Below are 14,702 nucleotides of genomic sequence, written 5' to 3'. Positions count from 1 at the left end.
AAGGACGTAAATAAACCCCTTTCAGAATTCACGAAGCCTCAGTTCCACAGCCAAACGACTCTGGAACTCTATCTGAATCCTGAAGCAGATTTTGAGTTTGATTTTGAGTTTCAAGATCTCCAGCGATCGGATAGCTTTTCAATGGCTGAGGTCAGAACGATCTAGAAGCAAGAGTGAAGATACACATGGTAGATTCTCTGAAAAAAACGTCGGTTGAAGAGCTTCGTCCTGGAATTAAGGCTCCAGCCAAAGACACCATTCTCACGCCTCGGTTCTACACCACAAACTTCGAAGAGATGGCCACGATGGACATTTCTGCCAACGAAGATGAACTCTTGGCAATTTTGGAAGAATTCCGGGCTGACTATAATCGTCATCACTTTGTCCGTACTGATGAGTTTCAACAATCCTGGGATCACATTGATGGAGAAACCCGGCGGTTGTTTATTGAGTTTTTAGAGCGTTCTTGTACCGCTGAATTTTCTGGGTTCCTGCTGTACAAGGAATTATCGCGGAAGCTGAAAAATCGCAGCCCTGTGCTGGCCGAGTGTTTCTCGTTGATGTCGCGGGATGAAGCTCGTCATGCTGGTTTCTTGAACAAAGCCATGTCCGACTTTGGACTTCAGCTTGATTTGGGCTTCTTAACCGAAAGCAAAAACTACACCTACTTCGCGCCCAAATTTATCTTTTACGCCACATATCTGTCTGAAAAAATTGGCTACTGGCGCTATATTACGATTTATCGCCATCTTGAGTCACATCCCGAAAATCGCATCTACCCGATTTTCCGATTCTTCGAGAATTGGTGCCAGGACGAAAATCGCCACGGGGATTTCTTTGATGCCATTATGAAGTCCCAGCCTCAGTTCTTGAATGATTGGAAAGCACGGCTATGGAGCCGATTCTTCCTACTGTCGGTGTTTGCCACCATGTACCTCAACGACATTCAGCGATCGGAATTCTATCGAGCGATCGGGCTGGATGCACGCGAGTATGATATCCATGTAATTCGCAAAACCAATGAAACAGCTGGACGGGTGTTCCCAGTAATTCTAAATGTAGACCATCCCGTCTTCTTTAAACTTATGGATGTGTCGGCTGCGGCAAATTTGAAGATTGCTGCTATCGCTAACTCTAGTGCACCAAACTGGCTGAAGACCCTGCGCAAGCTGCCGCATATGGCATCGATTGCTGTCAATCTGCTGCGTCTTTACTTGATGAAGCCGATTCAACCTCAAGCGTCAGTTCATTGAGTGAAAAGCTGTCGATTGACCCTTATAAAGGCGTTTACAAATTAGTAGAATCCATCACAGGCAGGGTAGCGATGCCACCCTGCTTTTTTTATGTTGGTTGTTAGAAGAAGGTACTACACCACGCCGGTTGTCTGCTTAATCACCTTGGCTGGCACACCCACCGCCACCGAGTAGGGCGGAATGTCTTTCGTCACCACTGAACCCGCTCCAACCACACTGTTGCGACCGATCGTCACTCCGTCCAATACCTTCACCCCAGACCCCAACCAGCAGTTGTCTTCGATGGTGATGCCTTCTCGGCTGAGTCCATAGGAGCGGTGGTTGTTGGCATAGATCCCCGTTTGAGAAGCAATCATGCAGTTTTTGCCGATGATGATGGAACCAGGTCCCGCCATACACACATAGGGTCCTAGGTAACTATGGTCGCCAATGTCGATCAGGCAATCGTCCCCGGCTACATTGATATCAACTCCTCGATCGAGACACACTTCGTTGCCAAGGCGTAGTCGCACCCGGAGATACTTGGCATTCAGTTTTACATCTTTCAAAATTTGAACATTGCTACCAATTTCAATAGAATTGCAGCCAATCATTTCACTGCGCTCTTGAATGTAAACCGATCGACCCATGCGCGCAAAAATCAGTGGGTATAACCATCGCCTCAAAAGAACGCCAGTCGGTCGGGTGATTTCGCCAACGAATGTGATCAATGTGCGCTCAAGCAACCAACGCCAGCGTTCATGAGAATCTTTTGATTGGGTGAGTTTTATACGATGATGCGGAATTGATTCAATGCGCTGTTTTAAAACAGTATTTGACGTATTAGTAATTTTCATGGTTATCAACCTAGCCATTCAAAGAACATATTTCGAGAACACACTATGCAAATTGCAATGCAATGAGCGTGAATTAGAGAAAATTAGTTAAGTGACAAACTCATCTCTAGGTGAATGAATGCTGCACTCAGCCACCGCTGAGGATACTTTGTAAATGTATCTTCAGTACGATTTTTATACAAGCTTGGGAGCGGACAACACGTTATTAAAATTTCTCAATAAAGTGTTCCACTAGTGTTCTGCTTATTGTGCCGCTAAGAAGCACTTTTAGGTTCATCCAGTAAAACTAATGAACGCAGATTGATATCGGATTACAACCAAGACGATCGTTGAAGATTGAACTAGGAACTAGAAAATTTCTTTCCGAGCCGATGAAATAATGCTCTGAACTAACTCACTAAATTTCGGTTAGGGCAAAAAGTCATCTAGCTATCGTTGACTCCGATGACTTCACGGTGGACAAAAACCGCCTGGAACACGTACCGCTGCCACAGCGCGGATTACAACTTCACGATACAGCCATGAAACGCCTTTCAAAAGACGTTGATAAATCGCTGCGAGGATCAATAACCGAGTCGTGTTGGGTTTAAACATAAGCAATTTCCTCAGCAGATCAGTCTGTTTTAACCCAAGTGCTGATACTCTGTTGCCAGCATGAAGCCGCTTAGGGAAACTGAGTTCTTTTAAACTAAACAGATTGAGCTTGGGGTATTCAGTCAGGTTATCGAAACTTCACAAGGAACTTTACAAAGAATTGAATCTCTTCAGTTGTATTCCTCGTCCCGTTTGGGAATACTGATTGCCTGGATAGCAGGTAAGGTACTACACCACGCCGGTTGTCTGCTTAATCACCTTGGCTGGCACACCCACCGCCACCGAGTAGGGCGGAATGTCTTTCGTCACCACTGAACCCGCTCCAACCACACTGTTGCGACCGATCGTCACTCCGTCCAATACCTTCACCCCAGACCCCAACCAGCAGTTGTCTTCGATGGTGATGCCTTCTCGGCTGAGTCCATAGGAGCGGTGGTTGTTGGCATAGATCCCCGTTTGAGAAGCAATCATGCAGTTTTTGCCGATGATGATGGAACCAGGTCCCGCCATACACACATAGGGTCCTAGGTAACTATGGTCGCCAATGTCGATCAGGCAATCGTCCCCGGCTACATTGATATCAACTCCTCGATCGAGACACACTTCGTTGCCAAGGCGTAGTCGGCTTCGATTGGCTTTCAAGTTAATGCGCACATCCCGCAGCAGCCGAACTTCATCGCCGATTTCAATTGATTGTGAACCGATAAACTCGCAGCCTGCTTGAATGTGCACCGATCGCCCCATTTGCGCAAAAATCAACGGATAGAAGCCTCGTCTGAGGTGTGCTCCCAGGGGGCGGGGAATTCCTCCAATTAAACTGATCAAAAAGCGCTCAGTCAGCAAGCGCCACCGATTCATTGAGTCTGAGGATTGCTCAGGAATTTGTTCATGTTGATGAACATGCTCAATGCTTTTTTCTAAAGTCGTGTCTGTTATTTTCATCCTTGAAACCTTGCTACAAGCTCAAATACCATTCATTAGAAGTGCGGAGTTACCGTCCCACCTCCGCAACGCTAATAGAACTGAGAACTTACTCAATTCAGGTGATCTGCTGATTCAGAGATTTAAACGGAATGAATGCTGCGTTTATGCAAATGCTAGGAAGCGATCGGCAACTATGTGATACCTACGGAATCAAAATTCGTCAGAACAAGATTGGGATGTCCGCCTGCTTAAGCACGAGTGCAACTAGCCGCTTTCCACTGCCCAAATCAAGAGCAACTATGACAGTAGATAAACACATGAGGAATATCTAACACCGTTAAGCGCTGGCTGCGAACTCAAGAAACGGTTCGACTTGTTCTATCTATCGAAAGAAACAAAGCTGTCAGTGGAGCTAGTTTCCACTATTAGTCTCCAACAATGGACAACGACTAGTTCTGAAACTCACAGAGAAGCTTTCAAGGTGGACAACATCCACCCGGAACACGCGCGGCAGCAACGGCAACAAGGAAGACTTCCCGCTTCACAAAGAGAACGCTTTTCAAGAAGCGTTGTTGAATGGCGGCAAGAAAAAGCAACTGAATGTTGTTGAGTGCAAACATTCCCTTTATTCCTCGGCGTCTAAGCGAACTGTCCGATACATAATGAACCTATCGGCCGATCGAAGTATACGGAGTTCTACTAATGTAATCAGCGTGAGTTCCGACTTTACGGAAAATCACAGCGGTTTCACGGAACTTCATCAATTTTTAAAGTGTTGTTGATATCGAACAGTTCACGGAACGCCCGTCTCCTTACCTTGCTAGCAACGGAACTTTGGAAGACACAACATCCCTCAATCTCTGCTCCTACGCGAGGGCGCAGGGACTTCAACCCCAAACCCTGGAACAAATGCTCCTCGTCTGCTTCGACAGAAGGCTTGGGATGCGGACAAGTTACAGGAATTTTTGGAATTGGTTGTCAAAGCTGTAAATCCCTCGCTATACTAAATAAAGTTCGACGCGGGGTAGAGCAGTCTGGTAGCTCGTCGGGCTCATAACCCGAAGGTCAGTGGTTCAAATCCGCTCCCCGCCACCATCTAGTTAGAAGCCTCCTGAGTAATTTCAGGAGGTTTTTGATTTGGGAGTAGCTCTCTGGCTAGAAATAGGCTTGGTCTCTGAACGGCGCTACTTCCCTGTCAGTTGCTCTAGCTGTTTGTCACATAGGCTGCTTCTTCGATCGAAGTTGCATAATCGTCAGGGGTCATTCCGGCTTTTGCCGAGACCATGACTGCGATATGTTCTGGCTGAATGCGCTGACAAAATTCTTCTAGCTGTGGCTTAGACAAGGGGACATCTTTCCAATATCCAAGACAGTATGCCCCTTCGTCATAATAATGTCCTGCTTGCTCCTGCAAAATATAGTCTACAAATGCGCCATAAAGCACATACTCTGATAGATGCCAGTGGCTGGCAACGGCTGCTATCCAATGTTTTCCTGACACCGCTTCAATGTGCCGATGCAGTTTTAGAACATTATCGCGCTTCCAAGAGACGATTTGCCCAATATATTTATTGGAGGGAATGGCAGGTATTCCGAGGAGTTCAATGGCGGTTTTCTCATACTCTGGAAACGGACTTCTTTGAGCGATTCGAAATAATCGAACCTTATCGTCTTGAATAAAGATATCTTCGAGATTAAACGGTCGAATAAAGAAAACATCTGAATCAATAAACACTAAAACTTCATCAGTAATGGTTTCAGCCATTGCCAGTTTAATAATTTGCTGAAGAATCCAGCCACGAATTGGCAATCCTCTAAAATTTAGCCAAGCATTTACTCTAGGTAATCGTTTAATCCACCAGGGTACAATTTCTTCTTTCGTGACAATGTGAGTTTGCGCTCCCTGCAATTGGCGAAACAGCGCTAAGTCTTGACGATCGACAACAATGTAGTGATTAATGGCAGTCTGAGCGAACTTTTCGATACTACGACACAGCAACTGACAGCGCTCAAAGTCTGGTTTGTAGCTGGGAGTAATGAGGCTAAAGCGAAATGTTGTCATGGTTAAGTTCCCTGATTATTGAACTGGCAATAGAAACATTGATGGATCAGCGACACACTCTGCCTTCGTTGAAGCGTTTCTTTCCAAGCTATCTAAGTAAGACGCAGTAGAAATGACCGTTCTAATTACGAGTCTGTCGATCGGGTTTTCCTTACTCCCGGTCTTGACTAAGTGAGTTGCTGGCTATGTTACCGTTAAATGGGTTAGGAAAGATGTATCCCGCTGACACTTTAGTCACACCCAGGATAGACACTGCCTACCCATGTTTACCTGCTTGCGCTTCACTGCTTTGTCCTATGGCTTCTCTATTGCGGCGTCCAATTTTAGTTGGTGGGCTTGGTCTAACCGTTGGTGCTTGGGTCTTCAGCGCCATTGATCCGAGTTTGACTCACTTGGCTGACTCTGCTGTTTGGGGAATTGCAGCACTGGGGTCTGGACTCTGGTTGCTGAAACAGCGAGGGCAGTTAGGGCTGACATTTCAAGCGCCGGTTGTGCTCGATCGCACAGCGGTAAATCGGGCGCTGGGGGATGTGGAAACCCGGATTCAACAACTAGAAGCAGAAAGCCAAGCGGCCAATCTCAATGCGGCAACCGCTCAAACCATGCAGGAATTGGTGGTTCAACTGCGGCAACAATTAGCAGCACTGCGGCAAGAACTCGATCGCCAAGAGTTGCGCTTAGCGGTGACAGGCGGCAAGGCAGTGGGAAAAACAACGCTGGTAGAATTGTTGAAAACTCAAAATTTGCCTGTGCCTGCTGCGATCGATGCAAGCCTTATGTCTGGCACGACAGAGAGCGCTATGGCTGAGCCAACGGTTGAACCAGAGCAACCAGCCGCGGGTTCTACTGAGCCAACCTCTCCGGATCTAACCCCTGAGCCACATCAAGAACCCCAACATCAAGCAACCCAAGACATCGATACAGCCGACCTCGTTCTGTTTGTTACGACGGGCGACTTGCGAGATTCAGAATTCCGGGCGATCGAGCCGTTAGTTCAGCGCCATCAACGAGTGTTGTTGTTGTTCAATAAACAAGATCAATATTTGCCAGATGAACGACCGCTGATTTTGCAGCGGTTGCGTGAACGGATGCAGGGGTTAATTGCGGCTGAGGATATTGTGGCGATCGCGGCCCAACCCGCCCCGGTCATTGTGCGCCGACAGCAGTTTGATGGTTCTGTGCAAGAAACCTTAGAGCACCCTGAGCCTGACATTGGGCTACTGAAAGCCCGTTTGAAAGATATCGTTGCTCAAGACGGATCACAGTTGATTCTCAATACGGTTTTGCGGCAGGCCAAGGTGTTAAATATTGTGGTGCAAAACGAACTCAATCAGTTTCGTCGTACTCGTGCGATTCCGATCATTGAGCAATATCAATGGATTGCTGCGGCCGCGGCCTTTGCAAACCCTGTCCCCAGTCTGGATCTTATTGCTACTGCTTCGGTGACAGCCCAACTGGTGGTAGATCTGGGAGCGATTTACCAACAAAAATTTTCGATCGATCAAGCTAAAACGGTGATGGTTCAGTTGGCTGAACAAATGGTGAAGCTGGGTCTTGTTGAGATGGCAACCCAAGCGATCGGCCCACTGTTGAAAAGCCATGCCCTGACCTATGTTGCTGGAGGAACGCTGCAAGGGTTAAGTGCTGCCTATTTAACACATATTGCTGGGCTAAGCTTGGTGGAATATTTCGAGGAACAAAGCCTGCAACTTCAGGTCCAATCTGAAACGCCTTTTCAACTCGATCGCTTGGTGCAAAAAATCAAAGCCGTATTGCAAGACAATCAACGATCGCTGTTTGTGCAGCGATTGGTGAAACAGGGTATTCGTCGTTTTCTGCCTCAATCTACGCAAACTGAAGTTGCTATTCAATCTGAGATCGAGACGAAGGTACAGGCATCAGGCTAGGCAGAAGTTGGCATTCTGCTCAAGAGCACTCGCGACTTAACACCCAACGACCATCCTCTAGTTGGTAAGCTCCCTGCGGCTCTACAATGGGGTCTCCCGGTTGCCACGATCGATCGTCGTCAACACTGCTTGCACCCGAAACCGATCGCACTGGATTAGTCTCATAGGGCAACAATGGTCAATCGCCTGGTCGCAGAGGCAATCCTCCGGTTCCAGTAATCGTGAATGTGTTACTACCATTCTCACTACGCACGACACAGCTATTCGCCACTAAGGTATCAGTATCAATCGCCGTATCGGGCAATTCCGTTAAACTGTTTTGCACCAAACTCGTATCCGGTGTGGTAATATTTCCCGGTTGCGCTCCCGATGCGTTAATGTCAGCGCGATCGTTCCCTTCCAAACTCTCTGGATCTTGATCTACTGTATCCGCTTGATAATTTTCACCAAAGTACGCGGCTGTATTGAGCGTGATGTCACCACCTTGATTGCCTGCTGCTGCAATAATGTCACTGTCATCAAAGGCGAGAATTGAACTGGCACTGAGAGTAATATTGCCGCCATCTACGCTGCTGTTTGTGCGAATGTCACTGTCTCCGTACAACTGAATGCGATCGGCTTCTACATTAATATCTCCACCCGATGAGTTGGTGGCGATCGTTTCAATATCACCATTTCTTGCTTCTAATAATCCAGACGCATTAATTTCAATATCTCCAGCGATACCTGTGCCTTCGCTGCGGGCTGAGATACGAGCGCGATCGGTTAGGGTTAAGTTCGTGCTATTGACGGTAATCCTGCCACCGTCGCCTGTGGAACCAGCACGAGTGTTGGCAAACAAGCCGCTTTCTCCGTTGCCTTCATTGGCAACACGCAACCTCAAAGTAGGGTCTGCAATTCGTTGAGCAAAGGTGGAATCGCTGCCTAATAAGCGCACCTGATCGGCATTGATGGTAATGTTTCCGGCTTGCCCTTGTCCCAGGGTAGAGGTGATCACTTGTCCACCGTTGAAGGCTTCAAACCGATCGGCTTGGATGATGATACTGCCGCCACGTTGGGAATTCTCAGTTCTGGCATTGATGACCGCCCTATTAGTAAGGCGCAAATCAGGTGTGGTAATCGTGATACGCCCTCCTCTACCCGTTGCTGTTGTGGTGGTACTGGTAAAAAGTGCGCTAGAGAACCCATTGGAGCTAACTCCATCCAGCAACACGCGATCGGATACATTGATAATGATATTGCCAGCCCTACCTTGTCCAAAGGTACTAGCGATCAGTTGTGCCCCATCAAGCACTTCTAGAATGGGAGTGGTAACTTCAATGTTGCCGCCTGCTCCGTTGCCAGTCTCACCAACCAGGCTCAAGACATCCCCTCCATCAAACACGATCCGATCGCTTGCTGAGATCACCACGTTGCCAGCATCACCTCGTCCGCGAGTACTGGCATTTAGTTCACCATTATTGGTGAGAAATAAAGAGCCAGTAAAGATTTGAATGTCACCACCCCGTCCAACCCCCTCCCTCCCGACTGTGCTAACAGCAAAACCACCATCAAAGCGAACCCAATCGCTTGCTCTGATTAAGATATTCCCTGCATTTCCCCCTCCAAACATACGAGTGGCTACTTCGGCAGCGTTTTGAACGAGAAGTCGTTCGGTATTGATTTCAACTGTTCCCGCACTTCCAGTTCCACCTTCAGAGGTACTGTAGGCACCTGTGTAACCCGTATTGAATTCACGTAATATAAAATCATTTTGATTTGTGCCGTCAAAGTTCACCGTATGGGCGTTGATGATCACATTTCCGGCATTGCCACTGCCACCTCTATAAGTACTGGAGGTTAGGTAAGAACCAGCCCTAGCAGTGAGGATATCAGTGTTAACAAAGATGTCGCCAGCGGAACTTTGCGTAAATGTTTCTGCGTTTAGCGTGCCTCCATTCGCAAGCGTGATTCTCTCACGAGCCGTAATGCTTATATCTCCTGCATTGCCATTGCCAAACGTACTAGTCGTTAATTGACTACGATTGAGAACTTCAAGGATGCCAGCAGTGACTTGAATATTGCCCCCCTGTCCGACTGCTCCCTCTCCTACCGTGCTGAAGATTGCACTGGAAACCCGACCAACACTGCTGGTGCCATCCAGCAACACGCGATCGGTTGCATTGATGATCACGTTGCCAGCCCTGCCTCGACCCAAGGTACTAGCGACTAGTCCTGCTCCATCAAGCACTTCTAGGATAGGCGTGGTAATCTCAATGTTGCCACCCTCACCATTGCCGGTTTCACTAACCCTGCTGAAGGCAGCACTCGGAAATCGTCCATCGGTACTCCTTTCCCTAAACGTGACCCGATCGGTGGCATTGATCATTACGTTACCTGCATTGCCCTGTCCAAGGGTATTAGCAACCAGTTGAGCACCATTGGTCAAAAATACTGAACCAGCGTTAATGGTAATGTCGCCAGCATTGCCTTGTCCAAGGGTAATAGTAGCCAGCAATGCCCCATCCAGGGCTTCCAGAATAGGAGTAGCAATCTCAATATTTCCTGCATTGCCAGTTGCGTCTGTCAGAACTGCATTGAAGACATTACTTTGAGCGATTAGAATTCGCTCTGTTGCATCCAGCCGAATATCACCTACTTGACTTCCTTGAAATCCTTGCCCTCGGAATATCCCGGCAAACAATACACTTTCATCAGCCACTGTAATCGATCGGGCAGTAACAGCAATATCACCGCCGCTTTCCAATGTTCCCACGTCTGCCCTAGCTGCATCAGTAAAAACAACATCTCCGCGCTGAATGCTTGTTGGAACATTGAAACTGCCATTGCTATTGAATCCAATAGTTCCAGCGCCACTAACCGCACCAATGTCAATTCGTCCTCCGAGGGCATTCAGTCCACCTCCCTCAATATTGACATCACCTCCTAGCAGCGTCAGATTCTCTCCTAGTGGAACAAATAAACCGTTGATGCCAGAAATGACCGGAGTCGTAGACTGTACCGTGATACTGCCGACGGGAAGCTGATTAAAGAAAAACGCAGAAGGATCGATCGTCAATAACTGCGAAGGGGCTTCTGGATTTGTGGCACTAAAAAAACCGTTTTCACCAAACTGAATACCATCGGCGGTTGTTGCAGCGAATGAACCACCGACATCTAAACTCGAATTAGGGCCGAATAGAATACCATTCGGATTAATGAAAAAAAGATTGGCAGTAGAACCAACAAACGCACCATTTTCAAATGCACGAGTTCCCAATACTCCATCAATTTCCGATCGCGTTTCGCCTGTAACCCGTGAAAAGATATTGTCGATACCTAACTGATGAATGAAATAAGCTTCTCGTCCAGCATCAATATTAAATTCTTGGAAGCTGTGAAAGAGGTTGCGGCCTGGCGTTGCACCGCCTTCAATCAAGTCAATGGTGCTATTCAACCCTCGAACTTGCGATCGTTCACTTCCCAACGTCTCATCTGGTTCAATCCGGCTTTGAGCATTGGCGCTGTCACAATATCTTAACCCCAGCAATAGACCTGTGACAGTGAAAGCACTGGTGATTCCCAACCGAACCAGACGATCGATCCTGATTCTCATGAGTTTGCTCAACTTGAGTAGCAGCTTAGCCAAATCATGGCAGATGGATCGATCAATTAGGTAGCAAAAAAAGGTTAAATTTTTGTGTAGAGTTTTGCTTAGCTTAGGCAACGTGATAAGGAGCTAGTTTAACGAGTTCTCAAAGGAATTGGTTTTATTCCACCGATAAATGCTGAAGTCTCGACGATCGGTAGTTAGAATCCGTCCATGCTTTAAGTTTTCTGCTAATACAACGAGAGATGCATCAGCTAGATCCATTGGCAAATCCGCATAGCATTCCATCAACTCAATCATGCGTTCAACATGCTCACGCTGCAAGCTGAACACTTCAAATGCACCAGCGACAAATTCTTTCAAAAAGTTGCATTGAACGACATGTCCCGCTCTTGCAGAGGGCAGATAGCATGTTTCAGTAATCACAGGATAAGTAGTAATTAATGGTTCATCTAGCGAAGCAAGAATCTGTACAGCACGTAGATGATCTTGATCGCGGCGATTGCCAATTGCAATAAAAAATCCAGTGTCTGCAATAATCATTTTTTCTATTGCAACATTGAGCGCAAAATTGCCTCAGCATTGGCCGCAAGATCAGGTTCAGCTTCAAAGCTACCAATAAACTGACTCTGTTGGAGCTTTGTCGGTGAATCATCTGTTTGTTGAAGCTGCTGATAGCGCAAATCGATCGATGCCTTGATTACCTCTGTTACATCCTGTTGGGTTTGTTGCTGGATGCATGAAAGTTTTTGGATGTATTCGTCGTCAAGCTGAATATCAAGTTTCATGGGTTGGTTAATCTTACAAAGCCGTTTTTCCCAAGTTTAACATTCGCTCCAAAGATGGCGATTTAGCCAAATCATGGCAGATAATTCGATCGGGTAGCAAAAAAAGGTTAAATTTTACGTAGAATGCGTAGAATCCTGCTTAGCTTGAGAAGCGCGATCGACTAATTCTGCCTGTTTTGGTATATCAACCTTCAGAACAGTTTCTTCCCAAGCCTAAGAACTAATTGATGACACCTGTGGTGATGCTTGTCTAAGCCGCTTGGGTTGGTGGGGGTGTTTCAGGTGCAGCAGATTGGGACGGTTGGCTCTTGCGCGTGCGGTTGGAGCCGCCTGCCTTGAGATACTGCATACTGTTTCGGCCATACCTAGTCGCGACACCGCTCAGCATTCGCCCAGATAGTTCAGAAAGCGCCCTGTCCATCTGGTTCATGGTCTTGCGAGATTCTTCAATTTCAGACAGCAACGTGTTGTGAGCTTCCAGCATGGCGCGGGTTTGATCAATCAATTGGCCATAGGCGGTAACGGTCAATCCATATCCCAGATCCAGATTTTCCTCAATAGATTTGAGCAAAGCCAGACGCCGTTGTGCTTTGTCAAGAGCCGCAGAGCCACGTGTTTTAAGTACCATAGAAATGATTCTCCTGTAAATCGTTGCTCTTAAAATAGCCAAAAGCCAATTGATTTGGGATGCGTATTTCTGTGAGTTTAAGCAATATTTTTAACTGAAAAGCTGAATTTTTTCTGTGTATTTGCGTAAATAATAGAAGTTTTCTGCAATTTAGGGCAGCAATTCTAAGATGGCGATCGCCAATGCAGAAACGCCTTGCGCTGATCCAGCAAAGGCGATCGGCAAAGGTGAAAATGCAGCAAGCAATGCTATAAATAGAGTGACAAATTTAACAAATGCAATAACCAATTGAGCAAATGGAGTTGCTGATCAAACAAATGCAGCTAGCGATCGAGCAAATGCAGTAGCCGATTGAACAATTGCAGTGACCAATTGAGCAAATGCAGCCGCCCATGCAATAACGGTTGCAGCCAGAGGTGAACTCAACCCAGCCATTGCTTCTTGCCATTGAACGATCGCCTGGTTTTTTGCACTCCACGCTTGTGTAAACTCCTTGCTTCTACGGTTTGGCAAGACATGATGATTAATCAACGATCGCCAGAGCAGGGAGCCGAAAACTGGGACTTGCCCCTACCTGCCATCTGTGAGATTATCGGCTACTGTGAGCAGCACCAAGAACTGCTCAAACTAAACGCTAAAGTCTTTCTTGCCAGGATTTTGGATTGCGTTTACTGTGAAAGCAAGCAATGATGGAAACAGTATTTTGATCAAAGACGTAGAGAATGCTATAGGGAAAACGGCGGACGAGTGCTCGTCGTGCTTGCTGATAGAGCAGGGGATAGGCAAGTGGATTGCGACCGATGCCAGACAGACACGTATCAATGGCTCGGATAAATTCAGACCCTAAGCCAGGAACCTGCGTTTCATACCACTTGAAACCATCTTGAATATCTAACTCTGCTTCGGGACGAATGATGAGATTGTAGCTCATTCAGGAAAGCCTAATCGTTGCTTAACTGCTTCCCAGGTTGAACCCGCCATCGGATCTTGCTGATATCGCTCCAGTCGGCGATCGAGTTCTTGTTTCTGAGCATCAGTCAGCGGTAGTTTGTCTGGCTGTTCCAGGATGCTATCCCAAAGGTCTTCAGCGAGTTGGATGCGTTCAGCAATGCTAAGTTGAGAAATTTCAACCTTGAGCAAGGGATGAGTACTCATTGCAGCAATTTGATTAGGTCAGTGACTTCATCTTAAAAGATAAGCTGAGGGAATTAGCTATGATTCCAGTCAATTTTAGAAATGTTGATTCGATCGCAGCAAACGCAGCAGCCTATGCAATAACCGTGACAGCAACAGGTGAACTCAACCCAGCCATTGCTCTACACCAGTGAACGATCGCCTGGTTTTTTGCACTCCACGCTTGTGTAATTCGATCGTTTGTTTTATGCTGGCGAGTACTGGTTTTTTCCAGCCCGGAGATGACCAGTGACCCATCGGTTCAAGGTGAGGTATAGCGCTGATCAGGGAAGCTACCAACAACCCCGACCAGCTAACCTAACTTCCTGACACCAGCAGGAAGCAGGCTTTGATGAGTGTATCATCTGGCCTTGCTGATGCTGCAATTAAGTTTGAGAGCCGTCTCTCACACCTTGGGCTTTTTCTAGAGATGCGATCGAGCTTTGGGGAATGGGTAATCGGTAATCGGTAATCGGTGATGGGTGAGTCGTGTGAGGGTTCAAACCGCCTTGCCACTCTACCCATTGACTCTACCTTTCTAGAGGGGGTGCGGGAGATGTAGCCGTCCTCCACTGGGAGCGTGGGAGGAACCCCCAATTCTTGGAGTCTCAGCACGATCGCGCTTGCAGCACAATCCGCAAAAAAGGAATACCAACATGACTGGAGAATGGAACGAGCAATTGCCCATTGTTGACGACGATCGGGTACAAATTTGGATTATCGGTTCTCGCGAGCAAGTGACACACCAGATGAATGAGTTTTACGTGCGCAAAATGACCAACGATCGGGTGAAATTCACCCCCATCATTCCCGCGCCTTTTGCAGCAGGCAAATACATGACGGTGTTGGTTAGATAAACGCCAGCGGCAAGAGCTTATACCCATAGTAAGGGCGTTTCGCGAAATGCCCTTACAGATGCGTGATGCCCTTTACAGATGCGGTGATGAA

16 protein-coding genes and 1 tRNA gene are annotated in these 14,702 nt (G+C 47.1%); 4 read left to right on the top strand and 13 right to left on the bottom strand.

The features are described from left to right. Positions 1-185 precede the first annotated feature (185 nt). A complete protein-coding gene (gene acsF / locus OXH18_RS05660) occupies positions 186-1,253 on the top strand; it encodes a magnesium-protoporphyrin IX monomethyl ester (oxidative) cyclase (RefSeq protein WP_268611442.1) in 1,068 nt (355 codons plus the stop codon). Positions 1,254-1,366: 113 nt separating this feature from the next. Here the strand turns inward: acsF and OXH18_RS25170 are convergent, their stop codons facing one another. The 3 genes from OXH18_RS25170 to OXH18_RS25165 form a co-directional block, all read right to left on the bottom strand. Continuing rightward, entirely contained in the window at positions 1,367-2,089 is a 723-nt protein-coding gene (locus tag OXH18_RS25170; protein WP_290428438.1) for an acyltransferase, read from the bottom strand. 450 nt (positions 2,090-2,539) lie between these two features. Further along, the gene (locus tag OXH18_RS05650; protein ID WP_268611441.1) at positions 2,540-2,683 is read right to left on the bottom strand and encodes a hypothetical protein; all 144 of its coding nucleotides are present in this window, start codon (positions 2,681-2,683) and stop codon (positions 2,540-2,542) included. Between the two features lie 228 nt (positions 2,684-2,911). Beyond that, on the bottom strand, positions 2,912-3,541 hold the full coding sequence (locus tag OXH18_RS25165) for an acyltransferase (protein ID WP_390904380.1): 630 nt from the start codon (positions 3,539-3,541) through the stop codon (positions 2,912-2,914). A gap of 1,084 nt (positions 3,542-4,625) precedes the next feature. Between OXH18_RS25165 and OXH18_RS05640 the strand changes: the two genes are divergently transcribed. Continuing rightward, positions 4,626-4,702: transfer RNA gene (locus tag OXH18_RS05640), tRNA-Met, on the top strand. A gap of 109 nt (positions 4,703-4,811) precedes the next feature. On the opposite strand, the gene OXH18_RS05635 is transcribed toward OXH18_RS05640, so the two are convergent. Further along, the gene (locus tag OXH18_RS05635; RefSeq protein ID WP_268611440.1) at positions 4,812-5,669 is read right to left on the bottom strand and encodes a DUF6492 family protein; all 858 of its coding nucleotides are present in this window, start codon (positions 5,667-5,669) and stop codon (positions 4,812-4,814) included. 296 nt (positions 5,670-5,965) lie between these two features. Between OXH18_RS05635 and OXH18_RS05630 the strand changes: the two genes are divergently transcribed. Continuing rightward, the gene (locus OXH18_RS05630; RefSeq protein ID WP_268611439.1) at positions 5,966-7,576 is read left to right on the top strand and encodes a slr1306 family protein; all 1,611 of its coding nucleotides are present in this window, start codon (positions 5,966-5,968) and stop codon (positions 7,574-7,576) included. 19 nt (positions 7,577-7,595) lie between these two features. Here the strand turns inward: OXH18_RS05630 and OXH18_RS05625 are convergent, their stop codons facing one another. From OXH18_RS05625 to OXH18_RS05585, 9 genes are all read right to left on the bottom strand, one after another. Further along, the gene (locus OXH18_RS05625) at positions 7,596-7,727 is read right to left on the bottom strand and encodes a hypothetical protein (RefSeq protein WP_268611438.1); all 132 of its coding nucleotides are present in this window, start codon (positions 7,725-7,727) and stop codon (positions 7,596-7,598) included. Between the two features lie 27 nt (positions 7,728-7,754). Then, on the bottom strand, positions 7,755-11,171 hold the full coding sequence (locus OXH18_RS05620) for a two-partner secretion domain-containing protein (RefSeq protein ID WP_268611437.1): 3,417 nt from the start codon (positions 11,169-11,171) through the stop codon (positions 7,755-7,757). Positions 11,172-11,294: 123 nt separating this feature from the next. After that, complete coding sequence (locus tag OXH18_RS05615; protein ID WP_268611436.1) at positions 11,295-11,708, bottom strand: type II toxin-antitoxin system VapC family toxin; 414 nt, start codon at positions 11,706-11,708, stop codon at positions 11,295-11,297. 5 nt (positions 11,709-11,713) lie between these two features. After that, on the bottom strand, positions 11,714-11,953 hold the full coding sequence (locus OXH18_RS05610) for a hypothetical protein (RefSeq protein ID WP_268611434.1): 240 nt from the start codon (positions 11,951-11,953) through the stop codon (positions 11,714-11,716). 250 nt (positions 11,954-12,203) lie between these two features. Continuing rightward, positions 12,204-12,581, bottom strand: coding sequence for a hypothetical protein (locus OXH18_RS05605; protein WP_268611433.1), 378 nt, complete (start codon positions 12,579-12,581; stop codon positions 12,204-12,206). Positions 12,582-12,731: 150 nt separating this feature from the next. Beyond that, positions 12,732-12,869 (bottom strand): hypothetical protein, encoded by a 138-nt coding sequence (locus tag OXH18_RS05600; RefSeq protein WP_268611432.1) that lies wholly within the window; start codon positions 12,867-12,869, stop codon positions 12,732-12,734. A 21-nt stretch (positions 12,870-12,890) separates the two neighbouring features. Then, positions 12,891-13,094, bottom strand: a complete 204-nt coding sequence (locus OXH18_RS05595; RefSeq protein ID WP_268611430.1) for a hypothetical protein — start codon at positions 13,092-13,094, stop codon at positions 12,891-12,893. A gap of 121 nt (positions 13,095-13,215) precedes the next feature. Beyond that, entirely contained in the window at positions 13,216-13,512 is a 297-nt protein-coding gene (locus OXH18_RS05590; RefSeq protein WP_268611428.1) for a type II toxin-antitoxin system RelE/ParE family toxin, read from the bottom strand. Next, complete coding sequence (locus OXH18_RS05585) at positions 13,509-13,736, bottom strand: addiction module protein (protein ID WP_268611427.1); 228 nt, start codon at positions 13,734-13,736, stop codon at positions 13,509-13,511. Before OXH18_RS05585 ends, OXH18_RS05590 begins: the two co-directional genes overlap by 4 nt. 674 nt (positions 13,737-14,410) lie before the next feature. On the opposite strand from OXH18_RS05585, the gene OXH18_RS05580 reads away from it, so the two are divergent. Then, positions 14,411-14,611 (top strand): hypothetical protein, encoded by a 201-nt coding sequence (locus tag OXH18_RS05580; RefSeq protein WP_268611426.1) that lies wholly within the window; start codon positions 14,411-14,413, stop codon positions 14,609-14,611. Positions 14,612-14,702: the final 91 nt, after the last annotated feature.

The organism is Thermocoleostomius sinensis A174, from assembly GCF_026802175.1.
Taxonomy (GTDB): domain Bacteria; phylum Cyanobacteriota; class Cyanobacteriia; order Elainellales; family Elainellaceae; genus Thermocoleostomius; species Thermocoleostomius sinensis.
Note: the sequence above shows the minus strand (reverse complement) of the source record. Positions and strands in the feature narration are given on the sequence as shown.